The sequence below is a fragment of the Thiopseudomonas acetoxidans genome, assembly GCF_030362935.1.
Taxonomy (GTDB): Bacteria; Pseudomonadota; Gammaproteobacteria; order Pseudomonadales; family Pseudomonadaceae; genus Thiopseudomonas; species Thiopseudomonas acetoxidans.
Map to the genome: position 1 here is coordinate 276,705 of NZ_JAUCDY010000001.1, position 26,538 is coordinate 303,242.

Consider the following 26,538-nt stretch of genomic DNA (forward strand, 5'->3'; position numbering starts at 1 on the left):
AGCAGCTACAACTGGATTAACGCTCGTTGCAGGCGAAGGCGGTCAAGGTAAAGGTGGGGATACCTATATCTTGCAGTAGCTCGGAGCCTTGCAGTTCAGGTAGATCAACAATGCCAGCTACTTCATAAACGTTTGCGCCCATTTTACGAATCAGGCGTGCAGCAGCTAAAAAAGTAGCGCCGCTAGCAATAATATCGTCGAGCAGCAACACCTTGTCACCTTCATGCAGACTGTCTGCATGTACTTCTAGGACGGATTGCTCGTAGTTGGTGTCGTAAGGCTCGCTGAGTACATCGGCAGGCAGTTTTCCTTTCTTCCTAAACAGGATTAAGGGTTTGTTTAGCTCATAGGCAACAACAGCACCCAGCAAAAACCCACGAGCTTCAATCGCGCCAACATGGGTGAAATCACTTTCTACGTAACGCTGTACTAAGCTATCAATGACCATGCGTGTAGCGCGTGGAGATTGAAAAACAGGGGTTATGTCACGAAATATATTGCCTGGTTTGGGGAAGTCAGGAATGGGTCGAATAAGTGATTTAATAGTGAATTCATCAAAAATCATAGCCGGCTCCAAAGAGGGTGGTATATATAGGTTTAAAGCATAGTTTAATAATACGCACTGCTGCGCTGCAGAATGTATTGAGGCAGTGGGTACTCACTGGTTTGGCTTACTGCAAACTATTCGTCGATAGTTCCGCCCGCTAAAGCACAGAGTTCAATAAGGTTCAGAATGTGGATTTCCTTGCCCTCGGCCGACAGCAGGTTACTTTGCTGAAAGCGAGTGAATACGCGCGATACGGTTTCAACTGCTAAGCCCAAATAGTTACCCATTTCGTTACGCGACATGGCTAGACGAAATTGATAGGGCGAATAACCGCGTGAACGAAAACGTGCAGACAGGTTGACTAAGAAAGTGGCGATCCGCTCATCGGCTGTTTTTTTGGAGAGCAACAGCATCATTTGTTGGTCGTCACGAATTTCACGGCTCATGATGCGCATCAACTGGCGACGAAGCTGTGGGAGTGAGGCACTTAAGTCATCCAGACGGTCAAAAGGAATCTCACAAATAGAGGTGGTTTCTAGGGCTATGGCAGATACGGGATAGTTATCAGTGTCCATGCCGGACAGACCTACAAATTCGCTAGGCAAATGAAAACCGGTAATTTGCTCTTCACCACAATCCGTGATGCTGAACGTTTTTAAACTGCCAGAGCGCACTGCGTACACTGAGTTAAAAGTGTCACCTTGACGGAATAAAAACTCACCTTTTTTTAAAGGTCTGCTTCTTTTCACTATTTCGTCAAGGGCGTTTAGATCGTCTAGATCCATCGAAAGAGGCAAGCAAAGCATAGCTAAACTACAGTCTTTGCAATGTGCTTGATGTGTACTGCGAACGCTATTCATTTCAGCCATACCACGATCCCTGAGCTAAAAATTCGATGCCTACGCATCCAGATTACCTTAGCCATATTAAAGCCATCAGTCAGTTAAATATACAAGCTTACTATCTAGCATTTTGTTGTTGTTGTCTACGCCACTGTTAATGATTGATTAATATAGGCAGGATAGGAGAGAGTTTTCAAGCAGGTAAATGGGATAAGTGCGAACACAATCCAAGCTAAAGACTGCGCAACGAGGCAAGGAATTATTTGATTCGGGTATAGAGCGCGTGGTTTGGTATAGCGGAGGAATGTGAGCGGTCAAATAGTTGGCACACGGCATCAACAAGAAAGTACCCGTCGCGGGTCATTTTGATTTGGCTTTCATCTAGGCAGATCAAACCATCTTGATGCATAGCGATAAGGTGGGGCAAAATGTTGCTAAAATAGGTAAAGAAATTGATATCAAATTTACTTTCTAGCTCTGATATTGACAGCAAGTTTTGGTTGGTTAATACATGAATAATGTGGCGGCAAATGAGATCATCTGTTGAGCATAGCGTGCCTTGGGCAGCAGGTAGCTGTTTGTTGTTTAGGCTGGTCAAATAGTCCTCATAGTCTTTGCCGTTTTGGTAGTACAGCATCCCTATTTGACTGGTAGCTTCCATGCCAAAGCCCAAAATATCAAAGTCATCGTTGGTGGCGAAACCTTGTAGATTACAAGAAACTAAGCCAGCTTCTTGTGCAGAGATAAGCTCGTCATCGGGCAAAACGAAGCAGTCCAAACCCACATAGTGATAACCCGTCTGATTCAGCTTTGTTATTGCAAGTTCGAGTAATTGCGGCAGAACCTTAATGCAGGCTGCTTGCTGGTGCTTGCTCAGGGTGATGCGTTCGGGCATTAAGGAAATTATTTGATTCAGTTTATGGTCAAACTCTTGCAGGTTTTGTTTGGGCAGGCCATAAATCATGGCGATACTGATTGAGCCGTAATGCAGGGTGCGGGCTGCTTCGTAGATGGTTTGCAGCTTTTGAAAATTATAGTAGCCCGTATGCGCATTAAGGTTGATGCGGTTAAAACCCATATCCCGAACCGCACCCATAGTGGCCCAGTTTACTTCGTAGGGGTTGATGTTGATGCTGTAATTAAACAGGTTGTGGCATTCAATAACGAAGTATTGTTGCAGTTTGCGTAAGACTTGTTGCAGCTGCTCTGCGCTAAACTGGGTTGGACGTCCGGTAAAGTGTAAATGCTGTATCGGCATGTTGTTGTGAGACAGTCGTGCCAAAAGCTCAATTTCTTGTTGTAACGCTGTTAAATAGTTAACAGGTATGCTCGGGTCGCTGATGGTTTGCTGCGTAAAGTCTGGGAAGTGAACATAAATTGCTAGCTCGCGTTCTAGTTTGCTGCTCGTGCGTACTGCTGAAAAACGCTCAAAAGCACTAATGGCTTGAGTGAACTGTTTTTTGGTTGGGTACGAGTTATACAAGCCGCCGAAGGTTTGGTAGCTATGGTATAAACGAGAGTCCCAGCAAGCAGCTTTAACCATAAAATAAACACCAGTTAGAAAAAAGGCTTGTTAGGCAAGTATAGGGAGAGCGCTATTTAAGCTTCTTGATTTGTATCAAGCGACAAGTGGCGTTTAAGAGAAATGGTTTTAATGCTCGATTAACCAATGATGGTGAGGGCCGGGGAAGGTCCAGATGCCATAGAGAATAATCATCAAACCAGCGGCAGAGCGTACTTTGCGCGAACGTAAGAAATGAGTAAGTCGTTCAGCGGCAAAGCCGGAGGCTATAAGTGTTGGCCAGGTGCCTAGACCAAAGAATAGCATCAGTAAAGCACTTAAACTGGCATCTCCTTGGCTGGCCGACCATATAACCGTGCTGTAAACCAGGCCACAAGGCAGCCAGCCCCACAGCAAACCTAGGCTAAGTGCGTGGCTGGATTTTTGGATAGGAATATAGCGTTGTGCGATCGGCCGAAGATGACGCCAAAGCACTTGTCCGCCTTGTTCGATCTTGACTAAACCTGACCACCAGTTGGCTAAATAAAGTCCCATGCTAATGAGCAATAGCGCAGCAATAATGCGTAAGGCATCAGCGGCAGGGCTTTGATCAATCGCCCAGCCCGCCAGCCCGAAAATAAACCCTGCTGCGGCGTAACTAATGATGCGGCCTAGGTTATATAAGATTAGGTAGAGCAACTTTTTATGCTGTTGCTCTTTTGGAATGGCTAAGGCAAGAGCGCCCATTAACCCACCGCACATACCTATGCAATGGCCGCCACCGAGCAAACCAATAATGAATGCAGATATGAGTAGCGGGACAACATCAAGCATCGTCTTGTTCTTTAGGGTTTTCTTCGGATAGTTTTTTTACGTGACTGAGTGGGTCGTCAAATAAAATGCTGTGTGCTGGGCTGTCTAGATCATCGTATTGACCGCTATCGACCGCCCAAAAAAAGAAGCGAGCAGCAATTATGACTAAAATAAGCGCTGCTGGAATCATGACATATAACGCTGCCATGTGAAGTACTCCTACTAAGTTTTTTCGGCTACTGCTGTTAAGCGTAGAGCATTAAGTACAACTAATAAGGAACTCACGGACATGCCTAAGGCAGCCCAGCCCGGGGTTACCCAGCCTACTGCAGCAAAAGGAATAATTAGTCCGTTGTAGAGTATAGCCCAAGAAAGGTTCTCAATAATAATGCGACGTGCTTTTTTAGCGATGGCAAAAGCACCCACTAAGCTGCTGAGTCGATTGGACAGTAAAATGGCATCGGCGCTGGTTTTGGCTAAATCTGTAGCGCTGCCCATAGCGATACTGATATCGGCTGCAGCCAGTACAGGCACATCGTTTACACCATCGCCTAGCATGAGAACGCGGTGACCTTGCTGGTGCAGCTGTTCCAGCACCTTGAGCTTGTCATCCGGCGTCAAGCTCCCCCGAGCATCGCTGATCCCCAGTTGCTGTGCAATTTCATGCACCATAGGTGAGCTGTCACCAGAGAGCAATAGGGTTTGCCAGCCCATTGCTCGACAGGCATCGAGTAGCGCAGGGGCGTCTTTACGTAGTTGATCATCCAGAGCAAACCACGCGATAGGGCCTTGTGTATCACCTAGCAGTAGCCATTGACCTTGGGCGGTTGGTGCCGCTGGCGGTGGTGTGTTGCTTAGCTTGCAGACATAATCAGGGCGGCCAATACGCATCAGCTGACCTGCAACGCTGCCTTGTAAGCCTAAACCTGGGCTGCTCGTAACATCTTCTGCGATAAGTTTGCTGTGACCAAAAGCCCGTGCAATAGGGTGTTCAGAGCGGTTTTCTAGCGCAGTAGCCCACTCCATGGCTTGCTCGTGCGTGTAACTTGGAAAACATTCGACCCGCTTAAGTGTGAGGCGACCCTCGGTTAAGGTGCCTGTTTTGTCAAAGATAACGGTATCAATTTGCTTAAAGGTTTCCAGCACATGACCTTTGGTGATCAATAAGCCTAATTTGTGTAAGCTACCTGTCGCGGCAGTTAGGGCAGTCGGTGTGGCTAACGAAAGGGCGCAAGGGCAAGTGGCTACCAGAAGTGAGAGCACCACCCAGAAGGCGCGTGCGGCATCTATCTGCAGCCAAATTATGCCTACGACTGCTGCTATCAATAAGACACTAATTAAAAACCACTGTGCAACCTGATCTGCAAACTCTGCGAACTTGGGTTTCAACGATTGCGCCCGCTCCAAGAGCCGCACAATGGCTGAAAGCCTAGTGTTGTCGCCAAGCGCTTGCACCTGAATAGTCAGAGGGCCTTCGACGTTGAGAGTGCCTGCTGTTACTTGATCACCGGGTTGGCGTGGTAAGGGTAGGTATTCACCGGTTAGCAAGGACTCATCCACACTGGACTGACCAGATAAAATAACGCCATCAGCAGGGATTAGATGGCCGGGCGGCACGATAACCTGCTGCTGTAGTTGTAAATCTTTAAGCAAAATGCGCTCTGATTGCCCATCTTCTTTAAGAATCAAACAGGATGCAGGTAGCAGATTAACCAGCTGTGCCGTGGCGGCTGCGGTGCGTTCTCTGGCTCGCCTTTCTAAGTAGCGACCGGACAGCAAGAAAAATGCGAACATGCCCGAGGCATCAAAATAAAGCTCACCCTGTCCCGTAACCGTTGACCAAATGCCTGCAAAGTAAGCACCTAAAATAGCCAAGGATACGGAAACATCCATGGTTAGGTGGCGGGTTCTAATGTCACGCATAGCCCCGTAAAAGAACTCAGTGCTGCAGTAAAAAATAATAGGGGTGGTGAGCAGCAAGCTGACCCAGCGCAAAACACCATCCATGGCTTCAGAGAGGTCTAGGTTAAACTCAGGCCAAGTTGCCATGGAGGCCATCATGACTTGCATCCATAACAGTCCAGCCAAACCAAGTTTTCTTAATGCAACGCGGTTTTCTTGTGCTATTTGCGTGCTAACGGCATCGGGGTGCCAAGGGTGCGCGGCATAACCTATCTTGCGAATGCTATGCAAAATGTCGGAAAGCGGTAATTTACTGGAGTCCCACCGCACGTGTAAGCGGTGGTTGCTCAGGTTTAATTGACTACTGTTAACGCCGGGTATGTTGGCTAAATGCTTTTCAATAAGCCAGCCACAGGCAGCACAGGTAATGCCTTCAATGAGTAGCTGCGTACTGCTAAATTCTCCTTCTGAGCGGACAAAGGGCTGCTGGACTTCGGCGCGGTCATAGAGCTTTAGCTCGTCTGGAATGAATCCGGGCAATTCGTCGGGGTTTGATGAGCGTTCACTGCGATGTTGATAGTAGCTTTCTAAACCGTTTTCTACTATCGCTTGGGCTACTGCTTGGCAGCCAGGACAACAAAAATCGCGCTCCTCCTGTATGACCACAGATTTAAAATCCGTATTAGCTGGAACAGGTAAGCCGCAGTGGTAGCAGGGAAGCGGTGCAGTCATTGATTACTTCAGGTTAGAAGCTGGCTGCGAGGTGCAGCCAGCGAGTAGTAGACTTAGTTGAAGCCAAGCTCAATACGCTGACCAGGCTCAATTTTTTCTTCTTCAAAGAGACGCCATTCTTGGCCGTCTGCCTGACCGAGCAATTCAACAAAGCGTTTGCCTAGTACAGGCTCGCCTAGCAAACCGCGGTAAAGACCATTGGTGTCAACGGGCTGTAACACCACGCGACGGTCTTGCTCTGGTTGAGTGGGCGAGATGATGTTAAGCACCAGTTGCTGTGGCAGGCTCTCACCTTCCAGCTGAAGTTCAGCCTGCTCTAGCTCAAGATTAAGAGTCAGTGTAGCGCGCATGCTAAGTTGTTTAGCCAGTCGCTCGCGCTCCAGTGATTTATTAATCCCTTTACCCACATCGTAGTAGTTATCCACTACGATGCTGGGTGGATTATTAATAGCTACGGTCAGCAGGCCTAACCCGAGCACTACAGCTAAGACAAGAATTCCAATGCAAAACCATGCCCAGAATTCTTTGTACCACGGATAAACTTTCTGCTCGAGTTGCATAGTAAGCTCCTTAATTAACGATCTTGTGGCCCAATAAAGGTGGTTGTCGATACGCGGTAAATGTTTTCGTCATCGACAGATTTGATGTTGAACTGAACCTTGTTGGGCCCTGAAGCTAGCTTTTCAAAGTCAGCAGATAAAGATACAGGGGTTGAGAATATTTCTCCAGCGGCCACTTCAACCATGTGTTTTCCTTCAAGACGCAGACCTTCAATGCCCGTGGCTTCTATAGCAAAGGTGTGTCCGTGTTGGTCTTTGTTAATCACGCGCAAGAGATAAACGTTTTCAATTCTGCCGTCAACGTTTTCACGATACGGGATGCGGTCTTTAATTACGTTTAGCTCAACCAGCGTGCGTGTTGCAATGGTGTAGGTGAGTAGGCTTATCATAAACAACAGCACGGCGGCATAGCCGATAAGCCGTGGTCGAAGGAGCTTGGTTTTTGAGCCGGTCAGGTTGTGCTCAGTGGTGTAACTGATTAAGCCTTTTTCGTAGCCCATTTTGCCCATGACTTCATCGCAAACATCAACGCAAGCAGCGCAGCTGATACAGGCGATTTGTAAACCATCACGTATATCGATTCCGGTAGGGCATACGTGTACGCAAAGATTACAGTCGATGCAGTCTCCCAAGCCTTGCGCTTGGTAGTCGGAGCCTTTCTTACGTGGGCCGCGCTTTTCACCACGACCCTCATTGTAAGAGACGATTAGGGTGTCTTTGTCGAACATTACGCTCTGAAAGCGAGAGTAGGGGCACATGTAAATACATACCTGTTCACGCATGAAGCCTGCAGCAAAATAAGTCATAAAGGTGAATGCTGCGACCCAGAAATAAACAACCCCACTGGCTTGTCCGGTAATTAAATTTGAAAATAGTTCGCGGATAGGGCTGAAGTAACCCATGAAGGTAAAGGCAGTGACAAACGCGATTAGAATCCAAAGCGTGTGCTTGGCCGCGCGCCGTAAAAATTTCTCTACAGACATAGGCGCTTTTTCGAGACGCATACGTTTGTTGCGGTCACCTTCGGTAATTTTTTCAACCCACATAAAAATCCAAGTCCAGGTCGTTTGTGGGCAGGCATAACCGCACCAGACACGACCGGCAAACACGGTGATAAAAAAGAGACCAAAGGCACAAATAATTAGCAGCCAAGACAGCAGCATAAAATCTTGTGGCCAAAAAGTGGCACCAAAAACATAGAACTTGCGCTCTGGTAGGTTCCACCACACAGCTTGACGATCACCCCAGTTTAACCAGGCTGTTCCCAAAAAGAGTACAAACAATAAAACACCAAAAGAGATCCGGATTGTACGAAACAGTCCAGTAAAAGACTTGGTGAAGATTTTTTTGCGCTTAGCATACAGCGCGCCAGAATCAGTGGAAGGGGTTACATTTTTTACAGGTATTTGTTCGCTCATTAGGTTGTTCCATGGCAGTTAATGGATTTTCCCAGCTTTAAGCTGGTTAGCCCAAATAGTGCTGGCTGAAGCTATGGTACACTGCTTTAGTCGTAGTTTCGTGAGGTGCGACACTAGGCCACTTTACCAGTTAACAGGATTGTGTGAAGTGGTTGAAAGAATGCGGTACGTGCAAAAGTTTCTTTAAACACTGCATTAGTGCTGCTAAAACTGCTTTGTGCACATCTTAACATTTTACGGATTGTGAATTCTAAGCTTTCTAACCTTTTTGTTTTTGATATGCCTCAAGCTTGCTGTTTAATCTGGAGTAAATTTTCTTAGTGTAATAAAAAAGGGCCAGCGATTGGCTGGCCCCTTAGGTTGCTTGGTGTGAACTATTAGTTGGTTAGTCCATACACATAAGCAGCTAGAATGTGCACCTTCTCTTCGCCTAAGAACTCAGCTTGAGCAGGCATCACACCTGTACGACCGTTACGAACTGTGTTTTCGATTTGCGACAAGCTCGTACCCCAAATCCAACCAGCAGGGCTGGTTAAGTCAGGTGAACCTAGCATCGCCATGCCTTTACCTTCTGGGCCGTGACAGGCTAGACAGGTAGTTGCATAGACTTTCTTGCCGTTTTCCAGATCAGCGCTTGTACCTTCAGGCGCTTTAAGGCCGGCCATCTCGTGGCGCACATAAGCGGAAACGTCTTTAACGCCGTCTTCACCAATGATTGCGCCCCAAGCAGGCATTACACCTGTACGACCGTGCAGGATACTCTTTTGAATAGTCTCTGCATCACCGCCCCAACGCCAGTCTTTGTCAGCTAGGTTTGGAAAGCCAGGGGAACCCTTAGCGTCCGAACCATGACAAATAGCACAATGGTTAGCAAATAAGCGTGAGCCGATATCAATTGCTGCTGGATCTTTAGCAACATCTGCGATGCTCATTGCTTTGTATTTTGCAAAGATTGGACCGTATTTTTCGTCAGCCTTTGCGACTTCGCGTTCCCACTGCTTTGCAGAGGTCCAGCCGTCTTCGTAGCCTGGCAAAATACCCTTGTAGTTACCCATACCAGGGTAAAGGATGAGATAGCCGACTGCGAATACAATAGTGCCCATGTAAAGTAAGAACCACCAGCGTGGTAACGGGTTGTCATACTCGCGAATGCCGTCCCAGCTGTTTTCCATTGCTTCTTCGGCAATATCAGCACGTTGGCCTTTTGCCGTTGACAGTACTAACCACACTAAACCGATAATGGTCATCGTGGTGAGTAATATAACGTACCAACTCCAGAATGATGTCATTGGTGTGTACTCCTAGATGAGTTTTGGTCATTACGGGTATCAGTCGGTAAGCTTTCTTCGCCGAAGGGCAGCATGGCTGCTTCATCGAAACTTTTTTTACGCTTACTGCTGTATGCCCAGAATACGAGGCACACAAATGCGATAAGAATCATCGCTGTGCCTATACCGCGTATTGTACCTATGTCCATTATGATTACCGTTTGTTCTTGATTGCTGTACCTAACACCTGCAGGTAAGCAACAATCGCGTCCATTTCGGTTTTGCCTTTTACAGCTGCTACCGCACCGCTTAAGTCTTCATCTGTGTAAGGAACACCGAGAGTTTTCAAAGCTTTCATTTTAGCAACAGTGTGTTTACCGCTTAGCTTGTTTTGTGCAAGCCAGGGGTATGAAGGCATTTTTGACTCAGGTACCACGTTACGTGGATTGAACAAGTGAGCTTTGTGCCAGTCATCAGAATAGCGGCCGCCAACGCGATGCAAGTCTGGACCAGTACGCTTTGAACCCCATAGGAATGGGTGATCGTAAACAAACTCGCCTGCTACTGAGTAGTGACCATAACGCTCAGTCTCTGCACGGAATGGACGTACCATCTGTGAGTGACAGCCAACACAACCTTCGCGAATATAAATATCACGACCTTCTAGCTGTAGTGCGGTATAAGGCTTGAGACCCTCTACCGGCTCATTAACTACATCTTGGAAAAGGATGGGTACGATTTGCGTTAAGCCGCCAATGCTGACGACTAAAATCATGAGCAATGCCATTAAGGCAATGTTCTTTTCAACTGTATCGTGCTTAATCATTAGTGAGCTCCTTCAACCGTAAAACGGTTTGCAGCAGCAGCTTCAGCAGGATCCGCGCTGCGGATTGTTTTCCAGACGTTCCAGGCCATTAGCAGCATACCAACGAAGAAGATAGTTCCACCAATTAGGCGTACCACAAAACCTGGATGACTTAACTCAATAGCCTCTTGGAAGGTATAAGTCAGTGTGCCGTCATCGTTAATGGCGCGCCACATTAAACCTTGCGCAAGACCATTGATCCAGAGCGAGGCAATGTAAAGAACAGTACCGATAGTCGACAGCCAGAAGTGGGTGTTGATCAGGCTAACGCTATACATTTGCTCGCGGCCAAAGAGGCGCGGAATTAAATGGTACAGAGAGCCAATGGATACCATGGCAACCCAACCTAAAGCACCAGCGTGTACGTGGCCAACGGTCCAGTCGGTGTAGTGAGACAGTGCGTTAACTGTCTTAATGGACATCATTGGGCCCTCAAAAGTTGACATGCCGTAGAATGCTAGGGATACCACCAAGAAGCGCAAGATTGGGTCGCTGCGCAGCTTATGCCATGCACCTGAAAGGGTCATCATACCGTTAATCATACCACCCCATGATGGAGCCAGCAGAATCAAGGACATGATCATACCTAGGGATTGTGCCCAGTCAGGTAGAGCTGTGTAGTGCAAGTGGTGCGGGCCTGCCCAGATGTAGGTACAGATTAATGCCCAGAAGTGCACAATAGACAAGCGGTAGGAGTAGATTGGACGCTCAGCTTGCTTAGGTACGAAGTAGTACATCATGCCTAGGAAGCCAGCGGTCAGGAAGAAACCTACAGCGTTGTGACCGTACCACCACTGAACTAGAGCGTCAGTAGCGCCGGAATAAGCGGAGTAAGACTTCAGGAGAGCGCCGCTGATTACAGGGATTTCCATGCTGTTAACGATGTGCAGCATAGCAATCGTTAGGATGAAAGCGCCGTAGAACCAGTTGCCCACATAAATGTGCTTAGCCTTACGCTTGGCTACTGTACCGAAGAATACAATGGCGAAGCTTACCCAGGTAACAGCGATCAGAATGTCAATCGGCCACTCAAGCTCAGCGTACTCTTTAGAAGTAGTGAAGCCTAGTGGTAGGCTGATTGCTGCACATAGGATAACTAGCTGCCAGCCCCAGAAGGTGAAGGCGGCCAATTTAGGCGCAAAAAGTGGAGTTTGGCAGGTACGTTGCACAGAGTAGTAGCACGTTGCAAACAGCGCGCAACCACCAAATGCAAAAATAACTGCGTTGGTGTGTAATGGACGCAGACGACCATAGGTTGTCCACGGTAGATCCATGTTAAGTTCAGGCCAAACCAGCTGGGCAGCAATCAGAACGCCTACTAGCATTCCGACAATCCCCCAGACCACCGTCATGATGGCAAACTGGCGAACCACCTTATAGTTATAGGCGGAACTCGTTGTCGTATTCATATTGAGGTTTTCCATCCGTTTATTAGGGCAGATAATTAGTGAATCACTTCAGGATGAAATGTTCACTATTGTCACAAAAAAATTGTGTCTAAACATGATGCAGTGAGTATTGATAAGGGTCAATAGCGCAAGACTTTAATTGCTTTTTTTGCGGTTTGGGCGCAAAGCCCGATGCTAGAGGTCTTTAGCAAGAGTTTCCAAAGTGTGCGGTGGGGCACGAAATGGGCTGTCATTGCTATCTGTTAGCTTGCTTTTTTAGCAATTTTGATGCCAGCGTTGGCGGTCTCATTTTTGATTATTATCGTCACAGGCATAATCATGCTCAGTAAATTATAATTGGTAGTCTAGCTAAAAGAAACCATCAAAGCGGGATAAGTTTTTTGCATAATGGCTGGACTATCAAATAGTATTCTGGCAGCGGTCGGCTTTGGTGTTGTTTTGGGCGATTAGTGTGCGTGTATTGGGTAATGATTATGGAACAAGTTGCATTTATTGGGCTGGGTAATATGGGTTTCCCCATGGCTGGTCATTTAGCAAATCGTGGTTATGAGGTTGTTGTGTATAACAGAACCACGTGTGTTGCGCAGCGCTGGGTTAAAGAGTATGGCGGTACGTATAAGCTGACTCCGGCTGCAGCAGCGGCAGAGGCTGATTTGGTCATTACATGCGTGGGTAATGATGAGGACTTGCACGCTGTGCTGCAGGGTGGTGACGGAGTGTTTAGCGCAATGAGGGCTGGCAGTGTTTTGGTCGATCACACAACGGCTTCAGCGCAAAAAGCGCGTGAGCTGGCAGAGTTTGCTGCAATAAAAGGGTGTGGGTTTCTTGATGCGCCTGTTTCTGGTGGGCAGTTGGGCGCGGAGCAAGGTGCTTTGACTATTATGGTGGGTGGCGAGGCTGGTGTATTTAAACAGGTTGAGTCCATGCTGTCTTGCTACGCAAAAACTATACGCCTGATGGGGCCGGTAGGTGCTGGGCAGTTAACGAAAATGGTTAATCAGATCTGTGTTGCAGGTTTGTTACAGAGTTTGGCTGAGGGGCTGCACTTTGCTGAGCAGGCTGGCTTAGATGTTGAGGCTGTAATGCAGGTTGTAAGTCAGGGAGCTGCTAGTTCTTGGCAGATGCAGAATCGCTACCAAACGATGCTTGATGGGAAGTTTGATTTTGGTTTTGCGGTTAAGTGGATGCGCAAAGATTTACGTTATGTGTTGGATGAGGCTAGAAAGCAGGGGGCGCAACTTCCAGTAACGGCTTTAGTAGATCAGTTTTACGCAGATGTTGAGACAATGGGCGGTGCGGACTGGGATACATCGAGTTTAATCCAGCGTTTAAGGTGTCGTTAATGGAGTGTCGACCAGGTTGTGGAGCATGTTGCATAGCGCCCTCAATACAGACTGCGATGCCAGGCATGCCGCATGGGAAAGCAGCAGGTGAACGCTGTGCTCATTTAGATGAGAATGATCTGTGCCGGCTTTTTGGGCAGTTGACACGGCCACGTTTTTGCCAAGAGTTTAGTGCTCAAGAGTATGTGTGCGGTAGCAGTAAGGAAGAGGCGATGCAGCTGATAGCGCTGCTTGAAGTGCAAACCTGTTAAGGTTAAAGAATTAAAAAAGCTGCCTTGAGGCAGCTTTTTTATGTTCAGCCGATTAACGCTTGTCGATAGGCGTGTAATCACGCTGCGTGTAGCCAGTGTATAGCTGGCGCGGGCGGTTGATTTTGTGTGGCTCTGCCAGCATTTCCAGCCAATGTGAAATCCAGCCGGCGGTGCGCGACATAGCAAAAATTACTGTAAACATACTGGTTGGAATACCAATAGCTTTCAGAATAATGCCTGAGTAGAAGTCCACGTTAGGATAGAGGTTACGCTCTTTGAAGTATGGGTCGTTCAGTGCGTACTCTTCTAGTTTCATTGCTAGGTCTAGCTGTGGATCGTTGATGCCTAGCTCTGACAGTACTTCGTCACAAGTCTGTTTCATCACTTGTGCGCGTGGGTCAAAGTTCTTGTACACGCGGTGACCAAAGCCCATTAGCTTGAATGGATCGTTTTTGTCTTTCGCTTTAGCAATAAACTTGTCTATGTTAGAGGCGTCACCAATTTCATCGAGCATCAGCAGTACAGCTTCGTTGGCGCCACCGTGTGCTGGCCCCCAGAGGGCAGCAATACCTGCAGCGATACAGGCGAATGGGTTGGCACCCGTTGAGCCGGTTAGGCGTACGGTAGAGGTTGAGGCGTTTTGTTCATGGTCGGCATGGAGAATGAAAATACGCTCCATGGCGCGTGCCAACACAGGATTGATAGGTTTAATTTCTGCAGGGGTGTTAAACATCATGTGCAAGAAGTTCTCGGCGTAGCTGAGATCGTTGCGTGGATACATGATGGGTTGGCCTACTGAGTATTTGTATGCCATTGCTGCAATGGTTGGCATCTTGGAGATTAGGCGATGCGCAGAAATTTCACGGTGTTTTGGATTATCGTTATCCAAGGAATCGTAGTAAAACGCTGATAAAGCACCAACGATACCGCAAAGAACAGCCATTGGGTGGGCGTCGCGACGGAAGCCGTTTAGGAATGACTTAAGCTGCTCGTTCACCATGGTGTGGCTCATGATGGTGTTAACAAACTCATCTTTTTGAGCTTTGTTTGGCAGCTCACCATGAATCAGCAGGTAGCAGGTTTCCAGGTAATCTGATTTAGCTGCTAGCTCTTCGATTGGGTAGCCACGGTGTAAAAGAATACCCTTATCGCCGTCAATATAAGTGATTTTTGATTCGCATGAGGCGGTAGACATAAAGCCAGGGTCATAAGTGAAATAACCGCTCGCAATCAGGCTACGTACATCAATAACATCAGGGCCTAGTGTGCCCGATAAAACAGGAAATTCGATGGGGGCTGCGCCCTCTTCGATGATCAACTGCGATTTTTTGTCAGCCATTTTGGCCTCCTAGTTTTGCTTGAAATCATCACGGCCCATTTTTGGACCCGCAACATAATAGTAAGATGGGTGTGAATGTCAATTTGTTAATAGCCACTTGCTTCTATTTTAAAAATGGCTCTGTGAGACATTCGGATGCGAAACTTGCAGTTCTTGCAGTTACAGATAATGGCTTAGTTTGTCAAAGAGAGGCAATGCGCTTTTAGGCGAATGTTTATGCATTGTCATTGGGGGTGATTTTACACTATACTCGATAGCTGATTGGCAGCTGGCATATGCCTAGCTTGCCGATTACCACTATGATGGTGACGAGCGCCTAATTAGGAGGTTTTTGAATAAGAAGGTAAAAAGACCCAAGTTAATTGAGATAGCGTGCAAATAGTATTGGTGTTCGCTGGATTTGATTGATGTAAGTCAATTTTGTCGATTATTCAGAAGTTTCTTAGGTGTTTTTCCTACAACCAGCCCTTTGGGCTCTCTAAGTGTGATGACGCCGTGAATAGCCAACGACCTGTAAACCTAGATCTTAGGACAATAAAATTACCCATCACTGCATATTCTTCTATTCTGCATAGAATTTCAGGTGCGATCCTGTTTTTTGGACTTATCGTACTTATGTACGGACTGGATAAGTCCTTAACTTCAGAGCAGGGTTTTGCCGAAGTTAAGCAGATTATGACTAATCCGTTAGTTAAGTTTGTAGTATGGGGACTCCTCTCTGCACTCCTATACCATTTGGTGGCTGGAATACGTCACTTAATAATGGATTTAGGTATTGGTGGAGAGCTGGAAGCTGCAAAGCTCGGCGCTAAAGCCGTGCTAGTGATTTCAGCCGTACTGACGCTTATAGTAGGAGTATGGATATGGTAACTAGTGTAACTAACTTCTCGCGCTCCGGGCTTTATGACTGGATGGCGCAGCGAGTGTCAGCCGTAGTGCTGGCAGCTTATACCCTGTTTTTGCTGGGGTATGTACTGGCTAACCCAAATTTGGACTACGCTCAGTGGGACGCTTTGTTTGCGCAAAGCTGGATGCGAATTTTTAGTTTGCTGACGCTTGTTGCGTTAGGCGCCCACGCATGGGTGGGAATGTGGACTATTACCACTGACTACTTAACACCGATGACCCTTGGCAAGTGGGCGGGCGGTGTTCGCTTTTTAGCGCAATCGTTCTGTGGCGTACTCATGTTTGTGCTCTTTGTTTGGGGCATCCAAATCCTTTGGGGAATTTAATCCATGTCCAGTATTCGTACTCTTTCTTATGATGCCATCATTATTGGTGGCGGCGGCGCGGGTATGCGCGCTTCATTGCAATTAGCACAAGGCGGTCACAAGACAGCCGTTGTAACAAAGGTTTTTCCAACACGTTCGCATACAGTGTCTGCCCAGGGTGGTATTACCTGTGCGATTGCTTCAGATGACCCGAACGATGATTGGCGCTGGCACATGTACGATACCGTTAAGGGTTCCGATTATATCGGTGACCAAGACGCTATCGAGTACATGTGTTCAGTAGGTCCAGAAGCCGTCTATGAGCTGGAGCATATGGGCTTACCTTTCTCCCGTACTGAGACTGGCCGTATTTATCAGCGTCCTTTTGGTGGACAGTCCAAAGACTATGGGCGCGGCGGTCAGGCAGCGCGTACCTGTGCTGCAGCTGACCGTACCGGACATGCATTGTTGCACACCCTGTATCAAGCTAACCTGAAAAGTGGCACCAGCTTCTTGAATGAGTGGTATGCCGTTGACTTGGTCATGAACCAAGACGGTGCGTGTGTAGGTGTGATTGCCATTTGTATTGAAACAGGCGAAACCGTCTATATCCGTGCTAAAGCTGTTGTGTTGGCGACGGGTGGTGCGGGACGTATTTTCTCATCCACTACCAACGCTCTGATTAACACGGGTGACGGCGTGGGTATGAGCTTACGTGCCGGTGTTCCAATGCAGGATATGGAAATGTGGCAGTTCCACCCAACCGGTATTGCCGGCGCGGGGGTTCTAGTAACAGAGGGTTGCCGTGGTGAAGGTGGTTACCTGATTAACAAGCATGGCGAGCGCTTCATGGAGCGTTACGCACCAAACGCCAAAGACTTGGCAGGCCGTGACGTTGTTGCGCGCTCAATGGTTAAAGAGATTCTGGCTGGTAATGGTTGTGGCCCGAACGGTGACCATGTTTTATTGAAGCTTGATCACCTTGGTGAAGAAGTGCTTCACAGCCGCCTACCTGGCATCTGCGAGCTGTCTAAGACATTTGCGCACATCGATCCAGTGGTTGCGCCCATTCCAGTTGTGCCAACCTGCCACTATATGATGGGCGGTATCGCGACTAACATTCATGGTCAGGCGATTGCACAAGATGCTAACGGTGAAGATAAAATCATTGAAGGCTTGTTCGGTGTGGGTGAAGTGACATCCGTATCGGTGCACGGTGCTAACCGCTTAGGTGGTAACTCGCTGCTTGACTTGGTTGTCTTTGGTCGTGCAGCAGGACTGTATCTGGAAAAGAGCTTGCGTGAAGGTGTTGAAACGCGCAGTGCTGGCGAGAGTGATTTAGAACAGTCACTGTCGAGACTAGCCGCCTTGAATGAGCGTACAGTGGGTGAAGATGTTGCGCCTTTGCGTAAAGAGCTACAAAACTGCATGCAGAACTACTTCGGTGTTTTCCGCACCGGTGAGTTCATGCAGAAAGGTATTGTTGAACTTGCTGGCCTACGTGAGCGTATTGAAAACGTCAAGATCAACGATAAGAGCAATGCCTATAACACTGCTCGAATTGAAGCGCTTGAACTGCAAAATCTGTTTGAGGTGGCTGAAGCGACTGCAATTGCTGCGGAAGCACGTAAAGAATCACGTGGCGCACATGCGCGTGAAGACTTTGAAAGTCGTGATGATGAGAATTGGTTGTGTCACAGCATGTACTTCCCAGGTGAAAAGCGTGTTGGCAAGCGTGCTGTAAACTTATCGCCGAAAACGGTTCCTGCATTTGAACCCCAAGAACGTACTTATTAAGGGTTGTCAAGATGTCTTTGCCTAAAATATTAAAAGTTAGCGTGTATCGCTATAATCCAGAAGTAAATTCCGCACCATTCATGCAAGCATTTGATGTTGAAATTGATGGTAAGGATATGATGGTTCTGGATGTGCTGCAGCTCATCAAAGAACAAGACGAGACGTTTGCTTTCCGTCGCTCATGTCGTGAAGGCGTATGTGGTTCCGATGGTATGAGTATGGCGGGTGTCAATGGTCTTGCCTGTATTACGCCAATATCTACGGTCATTAAAAACGACACGCTAGTGGTTCGCCCACTGCCAGGATTGCCGATTATTCGTGACCTGGTTGTTGATCTGACCATCTTCTATCAGCAATATGAGAAAGTTCAGCCATATCTACAGAATGATACGCCTGCACCAGCCATTGAGCGTCTGCAGTCGCCAGAAGACCGTGCTAAGTTAGATGGTCTATATGAGTGTATCCTCTGTGCGTGCTGTTCAACAGGCTGTCCTTCTTTCTGGTGGAACCCAGACAAGTTCTTGGGACCTTCTGCGCTATTGCAAGCGTATCGTTTCTTGGCTGATAGCCGTGATACAAAAACGACTGAGCGTTTGTCGCGTTTGGATGACCCGTTTAGTGTTTTCCGTTGCCGCGACATTATGAACTGTACCAACGTATGCCCGAAAGGCCTCAATCCGAACCGCGCGATAGGCAATATTCGTAGTATGTTGTTACAGAGCGCGACCTAATAAGTTCTTAGGCGCAACAATCGCCCACTCAAAACAATGAGTGGGCGAACTCTAACTAAAAGCAACCCAAAAAGTTGCTTTTCAAGTAAATGACGACCAGCAGGGGCACCTGGGTTGCTTCCCAGACTATCTGCAGGAACCGTAGTGGCTTAACTGAAGTCGCTGCTACAAATGGCTTCTTATAGTTACTCTGGTCCCAAGCCGGTAGTGTCCCCCTTACCAAGGGTGACCTAGCATGCAAGAAAGCGTAATGCAGCGTATGTGGAGTAGCGCCCACCTATCGGGTGGAAATGCTGCCTATGTTGAAGAGCTCTATGAGCTTTTTCTTCACGATCCTAATTCCGTATCAGAGGAGTGGCGGTCTTATTTCCAAAAGCTACCGACTACCACTGGCGGTTTAAGCTCCGATGTTTCGCACTCTACCGTGCGCGAGCAGTTTGTGTTGCTGGCTAAAAATCAGCGCCGTGTTCAGCCCGTTTCGATAAGTAGCGTAAGCACTGAGCATGAAAAGAAACAGGTTGAAGTTTTGCGCCTAATCCAAGCCTATAGAATGCGTGGTCATCAAGCGTCAAAGCTTGACCCGTTGAATCTTTGGGTGCGTCCGATGCAGCCTGATTTGACCGTACAACACTATGGTCTTACCGATGCTGATCTAGATACGGTTTTTCACACCGGCGATTTAAACATAGGCAAAGAAGAAGCCACGCTACGAGAAATTCAGCAGGCTTTGCATGAGACCTATTGCGGCACTATTGGTGCTGAATTCACCCATATTGTTGATTCTGAGCAGCGTCGCTGGTTCCAGCAGCGTTTAGAAAGCGTGCGCAGCAATCCTGCTTTTTCTGTTGACGTAAAAGAACATATTCTTGAGCGCTTAACTGCCGGTGAAGGGCTAGAGAAATATCTAGGCACCAAGTACCCCGGCACTAAGCGTTTTGGACTCGAGGGGGGCGAAAGCTTCATCCCCTTAATGGATGAAATTATTCAGCGTGCGGGATCCTACGGCATTAAAGAAGTGGTTGTGGGGATGGCGCACCGTGGACGCTTAAACGTTCTGGTCAATACCTACGGTAAAAATCCGCAAGACTTGTTTGACGAGTTTGATGGTAAGCGCGTTGAGGGTTTAAGCTCCGGTGACGTGAAATATCACCAGGGTTTCTCTTCTAATGTGATGACTCCGGGCGGCGAAATCCATATTGCTTTAGCCTTTAACCCATCGCATCTGGAAATTGTTTCTCCTGTGGTGGAGGGTTCGGTGCGTGCACGTCAAGATCGTCGTAACGACCCATTAGGCGACAAAGTTCTGCCTATCACTGTGCATGGTGACTCTGCGTTTGCGGGTCAGGGTGTCGTACAAGAAACCTTTCAAATGTCACAAACCCGGGCTTATAAAACGGGCGGAACGTTACGTCTGGTGATTAACAACCAGGTCGGCTTTACGACTAACAAACCTGAAGATACACGCTCTACTGAATACGCTACCGATGTGGCGAAAATGATTCAGGCGCCTATTTTGCACGTGAACGGTGACGACCCAGAGGCGGTTATTTTTGCCACACAACTGGCTGTTGATTACCGCATGCAGTTTAAACGTGACATCGTCATTGACTTGGTGTGTTACCGCCGTCGTGGCCATAACGAGTCCGATGAGCCAAGTGGCACACAGCCATTGATGTATCAATTGATTAGCAAGCAGCCTACTACACGTGAGCTTTATGCTGAGCAGTTGGTCAAAGAGGGCAGTCTGACAGCAGAGCAAGTGCAACAACTGGTTGATGAGTACCGCACTGCGCTGGATAACGGTGAGCACGTAGCGAAAAGCTTGGTCAAAGAACCAAACGAAGAGTTATTTGTTGACTGGACCCCTTATCTAGGCCATGCCTGGACTGCACGTCATGACACGCGCTTTGATCTGAAAACATTGCAAGAAATCACGCATAAGTTGCAAGAAACACCAGATGGTTTCGTGGTTCAGCGCCAAGTAGCTAAGGTGTTGGAAGACCGCCGCAAAATGGCCGCTGGTGGTTTGCCCATTAACTGGGGTTTTGCAGAAACTGCTGCTTATGCAACGCTGCTTTATGAAGGTCATCCTGTTCGTATTACTGGTCAGGACGTGGGACGCGGTACGTTCTCTCACCGCCATGCGGTATTGCATAACCAAAAAAACGGTGAAACTTACGTTGCGTTGCAAAATATAGCCGATGATCAGCCGCGCTTTAGTATTTATGACTCCTTCCTGTCGGAAGAAGCTGTGTTGGCGTTTGAGTACGGTTACGCTGGCACCATGCCCAACTCATTAGTGATTTGGGAAGCACAGTTTGGTGACTTTGCTAACGGTGCACAGGTTGTTATTGACCAGTTTATTAGTAGCGGTGAAACCAAATGGGGGCGTTTATCAGGTTTGACTATGCTTCTACCACACGGCTATGAAGGTCAGGGCCCCGAGCACTCCTCTGCACGTTTAGAGCGTTTTTTACAGCTTTGTGCTGAGCATAATATGCAGGTGTGTGTGCCGACTACGCCAGCGCAGGTTTATCATATGCTGCGCCGCCAAGTGATTCGCCCACTGCGTAAGCCATTGATTGCGCTAACACCTAAGTCTTTATTGCGTCATAAGTTAGCTGTTTCTACTTTAGAAGACTTGGCTGAAGGCTCGTTCCAGACTGTAATTGGTGAGGTGGATACACTGGTTGCAGATAAGGTCGATCGCCTGATTATGTGTAGCGGAAAGGTTTATTATGACTTGCTAGAAAAGCGCCGTGCCGAAGGAATTGATAATGTTGCCATTGTACGTATTGAGCAGTTGTATCCATTCCCAGAGGAAGACTTGGCGGAAGAATTCGCTAAGTACAAAAACCTCAAGCATGTGGTTTGGTGCCAAGAAGAGCCGATGAACCAAGGGGCTTGGTATTGCAGTCAACATCATATGCGCCGTGTGGCATCGGAATATAATCAAAGCTTGGTATTGCAATATGCTGGACGTGCTGCATCAGCATCACCTGCCTGTGGTTATCCCTCGCAACATGCCGAAGAACAAGAGCAGCTTTTGCAGGATGCTTTTAAGGTTTAACAGTAAAGGCCGTAGCCTGAGCTACGGCCATCGAACTCCCAAATTAATAGGATTACGAAGATGGCAATTGAAATTAAAGCTCCAGCGTTTCCAGAGTCCATAGCAGACGGTACTGTTGCTACTTGGCACAAACAAGTAGGCGAAGCCGTTAAGCGTGATGAGCTTATTGTAGATATTGAAACCGATAAGGTCGTTATGGAAGTTTTGGCCGAAGCGGACGGTGTTATTACAGAAATTGTTGCAGCAGAAGGCGCAACTGTTCTCAGTGGTGAGTTACTGGGCAAACTGGATACGCAAGCTACCGCCAGTGCAGCACCTGCAGCGCAAGCAGAACCACAGGCAGCAGCCCCAGCAGCCAGTGTGGAGCCAATTTTGTCACCTGCAGCACGTAAAATTGCTGAGGAAAACGCACTGAATCCTGCCAGCATCCAAGGCACAGGCAAAGATGGTCGCGTAACCAAAGAAGACGCTGTCGCAGCTGCTGCTGGCAAGCCTGCCGCTGCTGCGCGTCCTGCTGCAGTTGCAGCTGAAGCGCCGCTGTTTGCCGCCGGCGATCGTACCGAGAAACGTGTGCCAATGACGCGCTTGCGTGCCAAGGTTGCCGAGCGCTTGGTCGAAGCCCAGTCCACTATGGCAATGTTGACGACCTACAACGAAGTCAACATGAAGCCGATCATGGATTTGCGTGCCAAATACAAAGACCTGTTCGAAAAAACCCATAATGGTACACGTCTGGGCTTTATGTCCTTCTTTGTTAAAGCGGCTACTGAAGCGCTAAAACGCCAGCCTGGTGTTAACGCATCCATTGATGGCAAAGACATTGTTTACCACGGCTATCAGGACATTGGTGTAGCAGTGTCCAGCGACCGCGGTCTAGTGGTTCCAGTATTGCGTAATGCTGAGTTCATGAGCCTGGCTGAAATTGAAGCCACCATTCGTGAGTACGGCCTGAAAGCGCGTGATGGCAAGCTAACTATTGAAGAAATGACGGGTGGTACATTCACCATTTCTAATGGTGGTGTCTTTGGCTCGCTACTGTCTTCCCCAATTGTTAACCCACCACAAACTGCAATTTTAGGTATGCACAAAATTCAAGAGCGTCCTATGGCAGTGAATGGCGAAGTGGTTATTCTGCCGATGATGTATTTGGCGCTGTCTTATGACCACCGCTTGATTGACGGAAAAGAAGCTGTGACGTTCTTGGTCACCATGAAAGATTTGCTTGAAGATCCAGCGCGTCTACTTTTGGATATCTAAATGTTTAATTCTAGCCGCTCCCTGTCCAGTGGGCGGCTAGAGGTAATGTGGTATGTACCACTACACGAGGAAACCTCATGTCACAAAAATTTGATGTGCTCGTAATCGGAGCAGGCCCTGGCGGTTATGTTGCAGCAATTAGAGCGGCACAGTTAGGGTTAAAAACTGCCTGTATTGAAAAATACCAAGGCAAAGATGACAAGCTCGCTTTGGGCGGAACCTGCCTAAACGTCGGTTGTATCCCTTCTAAGGCATTGCTTGATAGCTCATGGAAATACCATGAAGCCAAAGACAGCTTTTCCCAGCACGGTATTAGCGTAAAAGAAGTGGCGATGGACGTATCTGCCATGGTTGGACGCAAGAATACTATTGTTAAAAACCTAACGGCGGGTATTGCTGGCTTATTTAAAGCCAATGGTGTTACCACTATTGAAGGGCATGGTAAGTTGCTGGCGAACAGACAGGTTGAAGTGACCGGTTTAGATGGCACAGTACAAACCTATGAAGCCGACAGCATTATTATCGCTGCCGGTTCACAGCCTATTGATATTCCACCTGCACCAGTAGATCAAGACGTGATCGTTGACTCAACCGGCGCGCTAGACTTCCAAGAAGTACCGAAAAAACTTGGTGTGATTGGCGCAGGTGTTATCGGTCTAGAGTTGGGCTCTGTGTGGGCGCGCTTAGGTGCAGAAGTAACTGTTATCGAAGCACAAGAGCAGTTTTTGCCTACAGTGGATGAGCAGGTTGCCAAAGAAGCGCTGAAAGTTTTAACCAAGCAGGGTTTAAGCATTCGCTTGGGTGCGCGCTTAACTGGAACAGAAATTAAGAAGAAGCAAGTTAACGTTAGCTTTACAGATGCGGAAGGCGAGCAGCAACAAACCTTCGATAAGTTGATCGTTGCTGTGGGTCGTCGTCCTGAAACCTCTAACCTGCTTGCTGCAGACAGCGGTGTGAACTTGGATGAGCGTGGTTACATCTATGTGGATGATAACTGTGCTACCAGTGTTCCGGGTGTATACGCTATTGGTGACGTAGTGCGTGGACCCATGCTGGCGCACAAAGCATCTGAAGAAGGTGTGATGGTTGCAGAGCGCATTGCTGGTCAGAAAACTCAAATGAACTACGACTTAATTCCGGGCGTGATTTATACGCACCCAGAAATTGCTGGCGTAGGTAAAACTGAGCAAACCCTTAAGAGCGAAGGCGTAGCCATCAATGTGGGCGTGTTTCCTTTCGCCGCCAGTGGTCGCGCCATGGCCGCTAACGACACCACAGGTTTTGTGAAAATCATTGCTGATGCACAAACCGATCGCGTGCTGGGTGTGCATGTGATTGGCCCAAGTGCGGCTGAATTGGTTCAGCAGGGTGCGATAGCGATGGAGTTCGGTACCAGTGCTGAAGATCTTGGCATGATGGTTTTTTCACATCCAACTCTATCTGAAGCCATGAAAGAAGCTGCATTAGCAGTCAATGGCAAAGCGATACACATCGGGAATCGCAAAAAGCGTTAAGTTAAAAAGGCCGCCTCAACAGGCGGCTTTTTTATTAATGCAGTGCTGCTAATTAATGTAAAAGAGGTTCGGGCATGAACATACATGAATATCAGGCCAAACAGCTCTTTGCCGATTACGGCTTACCCGTGGCGCGCGGGGTGGTGGCTACTCGAGTGGATGAGGTGAGCCAAGCTTGCACGAGCCTGGGCGGCCAGTGTTGGGTGGTGAAAACTCAAGTGCATGCAGGAGGGCGTGGCAAAGCTGGTGGTGTCAAACTGGTTCGTACCATCGCTGAGGCCGAAGATTTTGCGCGGCACTGGTTGGGCGAGCGACTGGTAACCTATCAGTCTGATGCCAAGGGTCAGCCAGTCCACAGTATCTTGATCGAGAAATGCGTAGAGTTTACGCAAGAGCTGTACCTCAGTGTGGTGGTGGATAGAGCCAAACAAAAGGTTGTCTTTATCGCCTGTGCTGAAGGGGGGGTGAATATTGAACAGGTTGCGCAACGTACGCCAGAAAAAATCATGCAGACCAGCATTGACCCGATGGTGGGGCCACTTCCTTTTCAAGGACGATCCTTGGGTTACCAATTAGGCTTAAATAATGAGCAGGTGCGTCAGTTCAGTAGGTTGTTCGTTAATCTAGTCCGCTTGTTTATAGAGCGAGATCTAACACTGCTGGAAGTAAACCCGCTGGTTATCAAAACCGATGGTGACCTGTTTTGTCTCGATGCCAAAGCTAACGTGGACGATAATGCCCTGTACCGCCAAGCCAAAATGCGTGCGTTGCGTGACATTAGCCAAGAAGACCCACGCGAAGCGCATGCGGCAAAATTCGAGCTTAATTATGTAGCACTAGACGGCAATATTGGCTGCATGGTCAATGGTGCAGGTTTGGCTATGGGTACTATGGATATGGTCAGCCTTTATGGCGGCGAGCCGGCTAACTTCCTTGATGTAGGTGGTAGTGCTGATAAAGCACGGGTCACTGAAGCCTTTAAAATCATTCTTTCTGATGAGCACGTAAAAGCCGTACTGGTTAATATTTTTGGCGGCATAGTGCGGTGCGATATTATCGCTGAAGGCATTATGGGCGCAGTTGCTGAGGTCGGCGTACAAGTACCTGTAGTGGTGCGTCTTGAGGGTAACAACGCTGAGCTAGGTGCCGACATGCTGGCTAAAAGTGGCTTGAATATTATCGCTGCACATAGCTTGAGCGAGGCTGCTCAGTTGGTGGTAAAAGCAACGGAGGGGCAGCAATGAGTATTCTGATTAATAAAGACACTAAAGTGATTTGTCAGGGGTTTACCGGTACGCAGGGTACGTTTCATTCTCAGCAAGCACTTGAATACGGCACGCAAATGGTCGGCGGAGTTACTCCAGAAAAAGGTGGTACCGTGCACCTGGGTTTGCCGGTTTTTAATACGGTACAAGAAGCCGTAAAGACTACAGGCGCTGATACGTCAGTGATTTATGTGCCGGCACAGTTTTGCAAAGATTCGATTCTGGAAGCGGCTTTTGCTGGTATCAAGTTGATTGTTTGCATCACTGAGGGCGTACCAACGCTGGATATGCTGCTGGTGAAGCACAAGTGTGATGAGTTGGGCGTGCGCTTAATAGGTCCGAATTGCCCTGGAGTAATTACACCGGGTGAATGTAAAATTGGTATTCAACCGGGCTATATCCATCAGCCGGGTAAAGTGGGCATTGTATCGCGCTCAGGTACGCTAACCTATGAAGCGGTGAAGCAAACGACGGATGCGGGTTTTGGTCAGTCCACCTGTGTTGGTATTGGCGGTGATCCAATTCCGGGCTCAAGTTTTGTGGATATGCTGGAGTTGTTTGAACAGGATGAGCAAACCGAAGCCATTGTCATGATTGGTGAGATTGGCGGTACTGCCGAAGAAGAAGCAGCTGTGTATATCAAACAGCGGGTTACTAAACCAGTGGTTGCCTATATTGCAGGGGTGACAGCGCCTCCTGGTAAACGCATGGGGCATGCTGGGGCTATCATTGCTGGCGGCAAGGGCTCAGCGGAGGATAAGTTTGCTGCGCTTGAAGATGCCGGAGTGACCACCGTGCGTTCGCTAGCAGAAATAGGGACAGCCATAGCAAAAGTGACTGGTTGGCAAATTAAGTAACAGGTTACAATAGCCAAAGCCGCCAACAGGCGGCTTTTTTCATTAA

The 26,538-nt window shown here is 48.0% G+C and carries 24 protein-coding genes; 11 read left to right on the forward strand and 13 right to left on the reverse strand.

The window, feature by feature from the left end:
* Positions 1-16: 16 nt before the first annotated feature.
* The 12 genes from QEZ41_RS01395 to ccoN all read right to left on the reverse strand — a co-directional run bounded on the left by QEZ41_RS01395 (position 17) and on the right by ccoN (position 11,857).
* Complete coding sequence (locus QEZ41_RS01395; RefSeq protein WP_289409567.1) at positions 17-565, reverse strand: adenine phosphoribosyltransferase; 549 nt, start codon at positions 563-565, stop codon at positions 17-19.
* A 116-nt stretch (positions 566-681) separates the two neighbouring features.
* Positions 682-1,416 (reverse strand): fumarate/nitrate reduction transcriptional regulator Fnr, encoded by a 735-nt coding sequence (gene fnr / locus QEZ41_RS01400; RefSeq protein WP_289409568.1) that lies wholly within the window; start codon positions 1,414-1,416, stop codon positions 682-684.
* 232 nt (positions 1,417-1,648) lie between these two features.
* Positions 1,649-2,932: an oxygen-independent coproporphyrinogen III oxidase gene (locus QEZ41_RS01405; protein ID WP_289409569.1), complete on the reverse strand. Its 1,284-nt coding sequence runs from the start codon at positions 2,930-2,932 to the stop codon at positions 1,649-1,651.
* Positions 2,933-3,040: 108 nt separating this feature from the next.
* On the reverse strand, positions 3,041-3,724 hold the full coding sequence (locus QEZ41_RS01410; protein ID WP_289409570.1) for a sulfite exporter TauE/SafE family protein: 684 nt from the start codon (positions 3,722-3,724) through the stop codon (positions 3,041-3,043).
* Entirely contained in the window at positions 3,717-3,911 is a 195-nt protein-coding gene (ccoS, locus tag QEZ41_RS01415) for a cbb3-type cytochrome oxidase assembly protein CcoS (RefSeq protein WP_353061878.1), read from the reverse strand. The genes QEZ41_RS01410 and ccoS overlap by 8 nt, the downstream gene beginning before the upstream one ends.
* 14 nt (positions 3,912-3,925) lie before the next feature.
* Positions 3,926-6,337 (reverse strand): heavy metal translocating P-type ATPase, encoded by a 2,412-nt coding sequence (locus tag QEZ41_RS01420; RefSeq protein WP_289409571.1) that lies wholly within the window; start codon positions 6,335-6,337, stop codon positions 3,926-3,928.
* 53 nt (positions 6,338-6,390) lie between these two features.
* The gene (locus QEZ41_RS01425; RefSeq protein WP_289409572.1) at positions 6,391-6,897 is read right to left on the reverse strand and encodes a FixH family protein; all 507 of its coding nucleotides are present in this window, start codon (positions 6,895-6,897) and stop codon (positions 6,391-6,393) included.
* Between the two features lie 14 nt (positions 6,898-6,911).
* Positions 6,912-8,315 (reverse strand): cytochrome c oxidase accessory protein CcoG, encoded by a 1,404-nt coding sequence (gene ccoG / locus QEZ41_RS01430; RefSeq protein WP_289409573.1) that lies wholly within the window; start codon positions 8,313-8,315, stop codon positions 6,912-6,914.
* Positions 8,316-8,692: 377 nt separating this feature from the next.
* The gene (ccoP, locus tag QEZ41_RS01435) at positions 8,693-9,604 is read right to left on the reverse strand and encodes a cytochrome-c oxidase, cbb3-type subunit III (protein WP_289409574.1); all 912 of its coding nucleotides are present in this window, start codon (positions 9,602-9,604) and stop codon (positions 8,693-8,695) included.
* On the reverse strand, positions 9,601-9,792 hold the full coding sequence (locus QEZ41_RS01440) for a cbb3-type cytochrome oxidase subunit 3 (RefSeq protein ID WP_289409575.1): 192 nt from the start codon (positions 9,790-9,792) through the stop codon (positions 9,601-9,603). The genes ccoP and QEZ41_RS01440 overlap by 4 nt, the downstream gene beginning before the upstream one ends.
* A gap of 5 nt (positions 9,793-9,797) precedes the next feature.
* Complete coding sequence (gene ccoO, locus QEZ41_RS01445) at positions 9,798-10,406, reverse strand: cytochrome-c oxidase, cbb3-type subunit II (RefSeq protein WP_289409710.1); 609 nt, start codon at positions 10,404-10,406, stop codon at positions 9,798-9,800.
* Between the two features lie 2 nt (positions 10,407-10,408).
* Entirely contained in the window at positions 10,409-11,857 is a 1,449-nt protein-coding gene (gene ccoN, locus QEZ41_RS01450) for a cytochrome-c oxidase, cbb3-type subunit I (protein ID WP_289409576.1), read from the reverse strand.
* Positions 11,858-12,330: 473 nt separating this feature from the next.
* Here ccoN and QEZ41_RS01455 point away from each other — a divergent pair, with 473 nt between their 5' ends.
* Together QEZ41_RS01455 and QEZ41_RS01460 are read left to right on the forward strand one after the other, a co-directional pair.
* The gene (locus tag QEZ41_RS01455) at positions 12,331-13,200 is read left to right on the forward strand and encodes an NAD(P)-dependent oxidoreductase (protein WP_289409577.1); all 870 of its coding nucleotides are present in this window, start codon (positions 12,331-12,333) and stop codon (positions 13,198-13,200) included.
* Positions 13,200-13,451, forward strand: coding sequence for a YkgJ family cysteine cluster protein (locus QEZ41_RS01460; protein ID WP_289409578.1), 252 nt, complete (start codon positions 13,200-13,202; stop codon positions 13,449-13,451). Before QEZ41_RS01455 ends, QEZ41_RS01460 begins: the two co-directional genes overlap by 1 nt.
* A gap of 52 nt (positions 13,452-13,503) precedes the next feature.
* On the opposite strand, the gene QEZ41_RS01465 is transcribed toward QEZ41_RS01460, so the two are convergent.
* Positions 13,504-14,790 (reverse strand): citrate synthase, encoded by a 1,287-nt coding sequence (locus tag QEZ41_RS01465; RefSeq protein WP_289409579.1) that lies wholly within the window; start codon positions 14,788-14,790, stop codon positions 13,504-13,506.
* Between the two features lie 495 nt (positions 14,791-15,285).
* On the opposite strand from QEZ41_RS01465, the gene sdhC reads away from it, so the two are divergent.
* From sdhC to sucD, 9 genes are all read left to right on the forward strand, one after another.
* Complete coding sequence (gene sdhC / locus QEZ41_RS01470; protein WP_289409580.1) at positions 15,286-15,660, forward strand: succinate dehydrogenase, cytochrome b556 subunit; 375 nt, start codon at positions 15,286-15,288, stop codon at positions 15,658-15,660.
* Positions 15,654-16,022: a succinate dehydrogenase, hydrophobic membrane anchor protein gene (sdhD, locus tag QEZ41_RS01475; protein WP_289409581.1), complete on the forward strand. Its 369-nt coding sequence runs from the start codon at positions 15,654-15,656 to the stop codon at positions 16,020-16,022. Before sdhC ends, sdhD begins: the two co-directional genes overlap by 7 nt.
* 3 nt (positions 16,023-16,025) lie before the next feature.
* Positions 16,026-17,798 (forward strand): succinate dehydrogenase flavoprotein subunit, encoded by a 1,773-nt coding sequence (gene sdhA / locus QEZ41_RS01480; protein ID WP_289409582.1) that lies wholly within the window; start codon positions 16,026-16,028, stop codon positions 17,796-17,798.
* A 26-nt stretch (positions 17,799-17,824) separates the two neighbouring features.
* Complete coding sequence (locus tag QEZ41_RS01485; RefSeq protein ID WP_289409712.1) at positions 17,825-18,529, forward strand: succinate dehydrogenase iron-sulfur subunit; 705 nt, start codon at positions 17,825-17,827, stop codon at positions 18,527-18,529.
* A 235-nt stretch (positions 18,530-18,764) separates the two neighbouring features.
* Positions 18,765-21,599, forward strand: a complete 2,835-nt coding sequence (locus tag QEZ41_RS01490) for a 2-oxoglutarate dehydrogenase E1 component (protein WP_289409583.1) — start codon at positions 18,765-18,767, stop codon at positions 21,597-21,599.
* Between the two features lie 60 nt (positions 21,600-21,659).
* A complete protein-coding gene (sucB, locus tag QEZ41_RS01495) occupies positions 21,660-22,856 on the forward strand; it encodes a dihydrolipoyllysine-residue succinyltransferase (protein ID WP_289409584.1) in 1,197 nt (398 codons plus the stop codon).
* Positions 22,857-22,933: 77 nt separating this feature from the next.
* The gene (gene lpdA / locus QEZ41_RS01500; RefSeq protein WP_289409585.1) at positions 22,934-24,370 is read left to right on the forward strand and encodes a dihydrolipoyl dehydrogenase; all 1,437 of its coding nucleotides are present in this window, start codon (positions 22,934-22,936) and stop codon (positions 24,368-24,370) included.
* 74 nt (positions 24,371-24,444) lie between these two features.
* On the forward strand, positions 24,445-25,614 hold the full coding sequence (gene sucC, locus QEZ41_RS01505; RefSeq protein ID WP_289409586.1) for an ADP-forming succinate--CoA ligase subunit beta: 1,170 nt from the start codon (positions 24,445-24,447) through the stop codon (positions 25,612-25,614).
* Positions 25,611-26,492 carry a succinate--CoA ligase subunit alpha gene (gene sucD / locus QEZ41_RS01510; protein ID WP_289409587.1) on the forward strand — a complete coding sequence of 294 codons (882 nt, stop codon included), beginning with the start codon at positions 25,611-25,613 and terminating at the stop codon, positions 26,490-26,492. The genes sucC and sucD overlap by 4 nt, the downstream gene beginning before the upstream one ends.
* Positions 26,493-26,538: the final 46 nt, after the last annotated feature.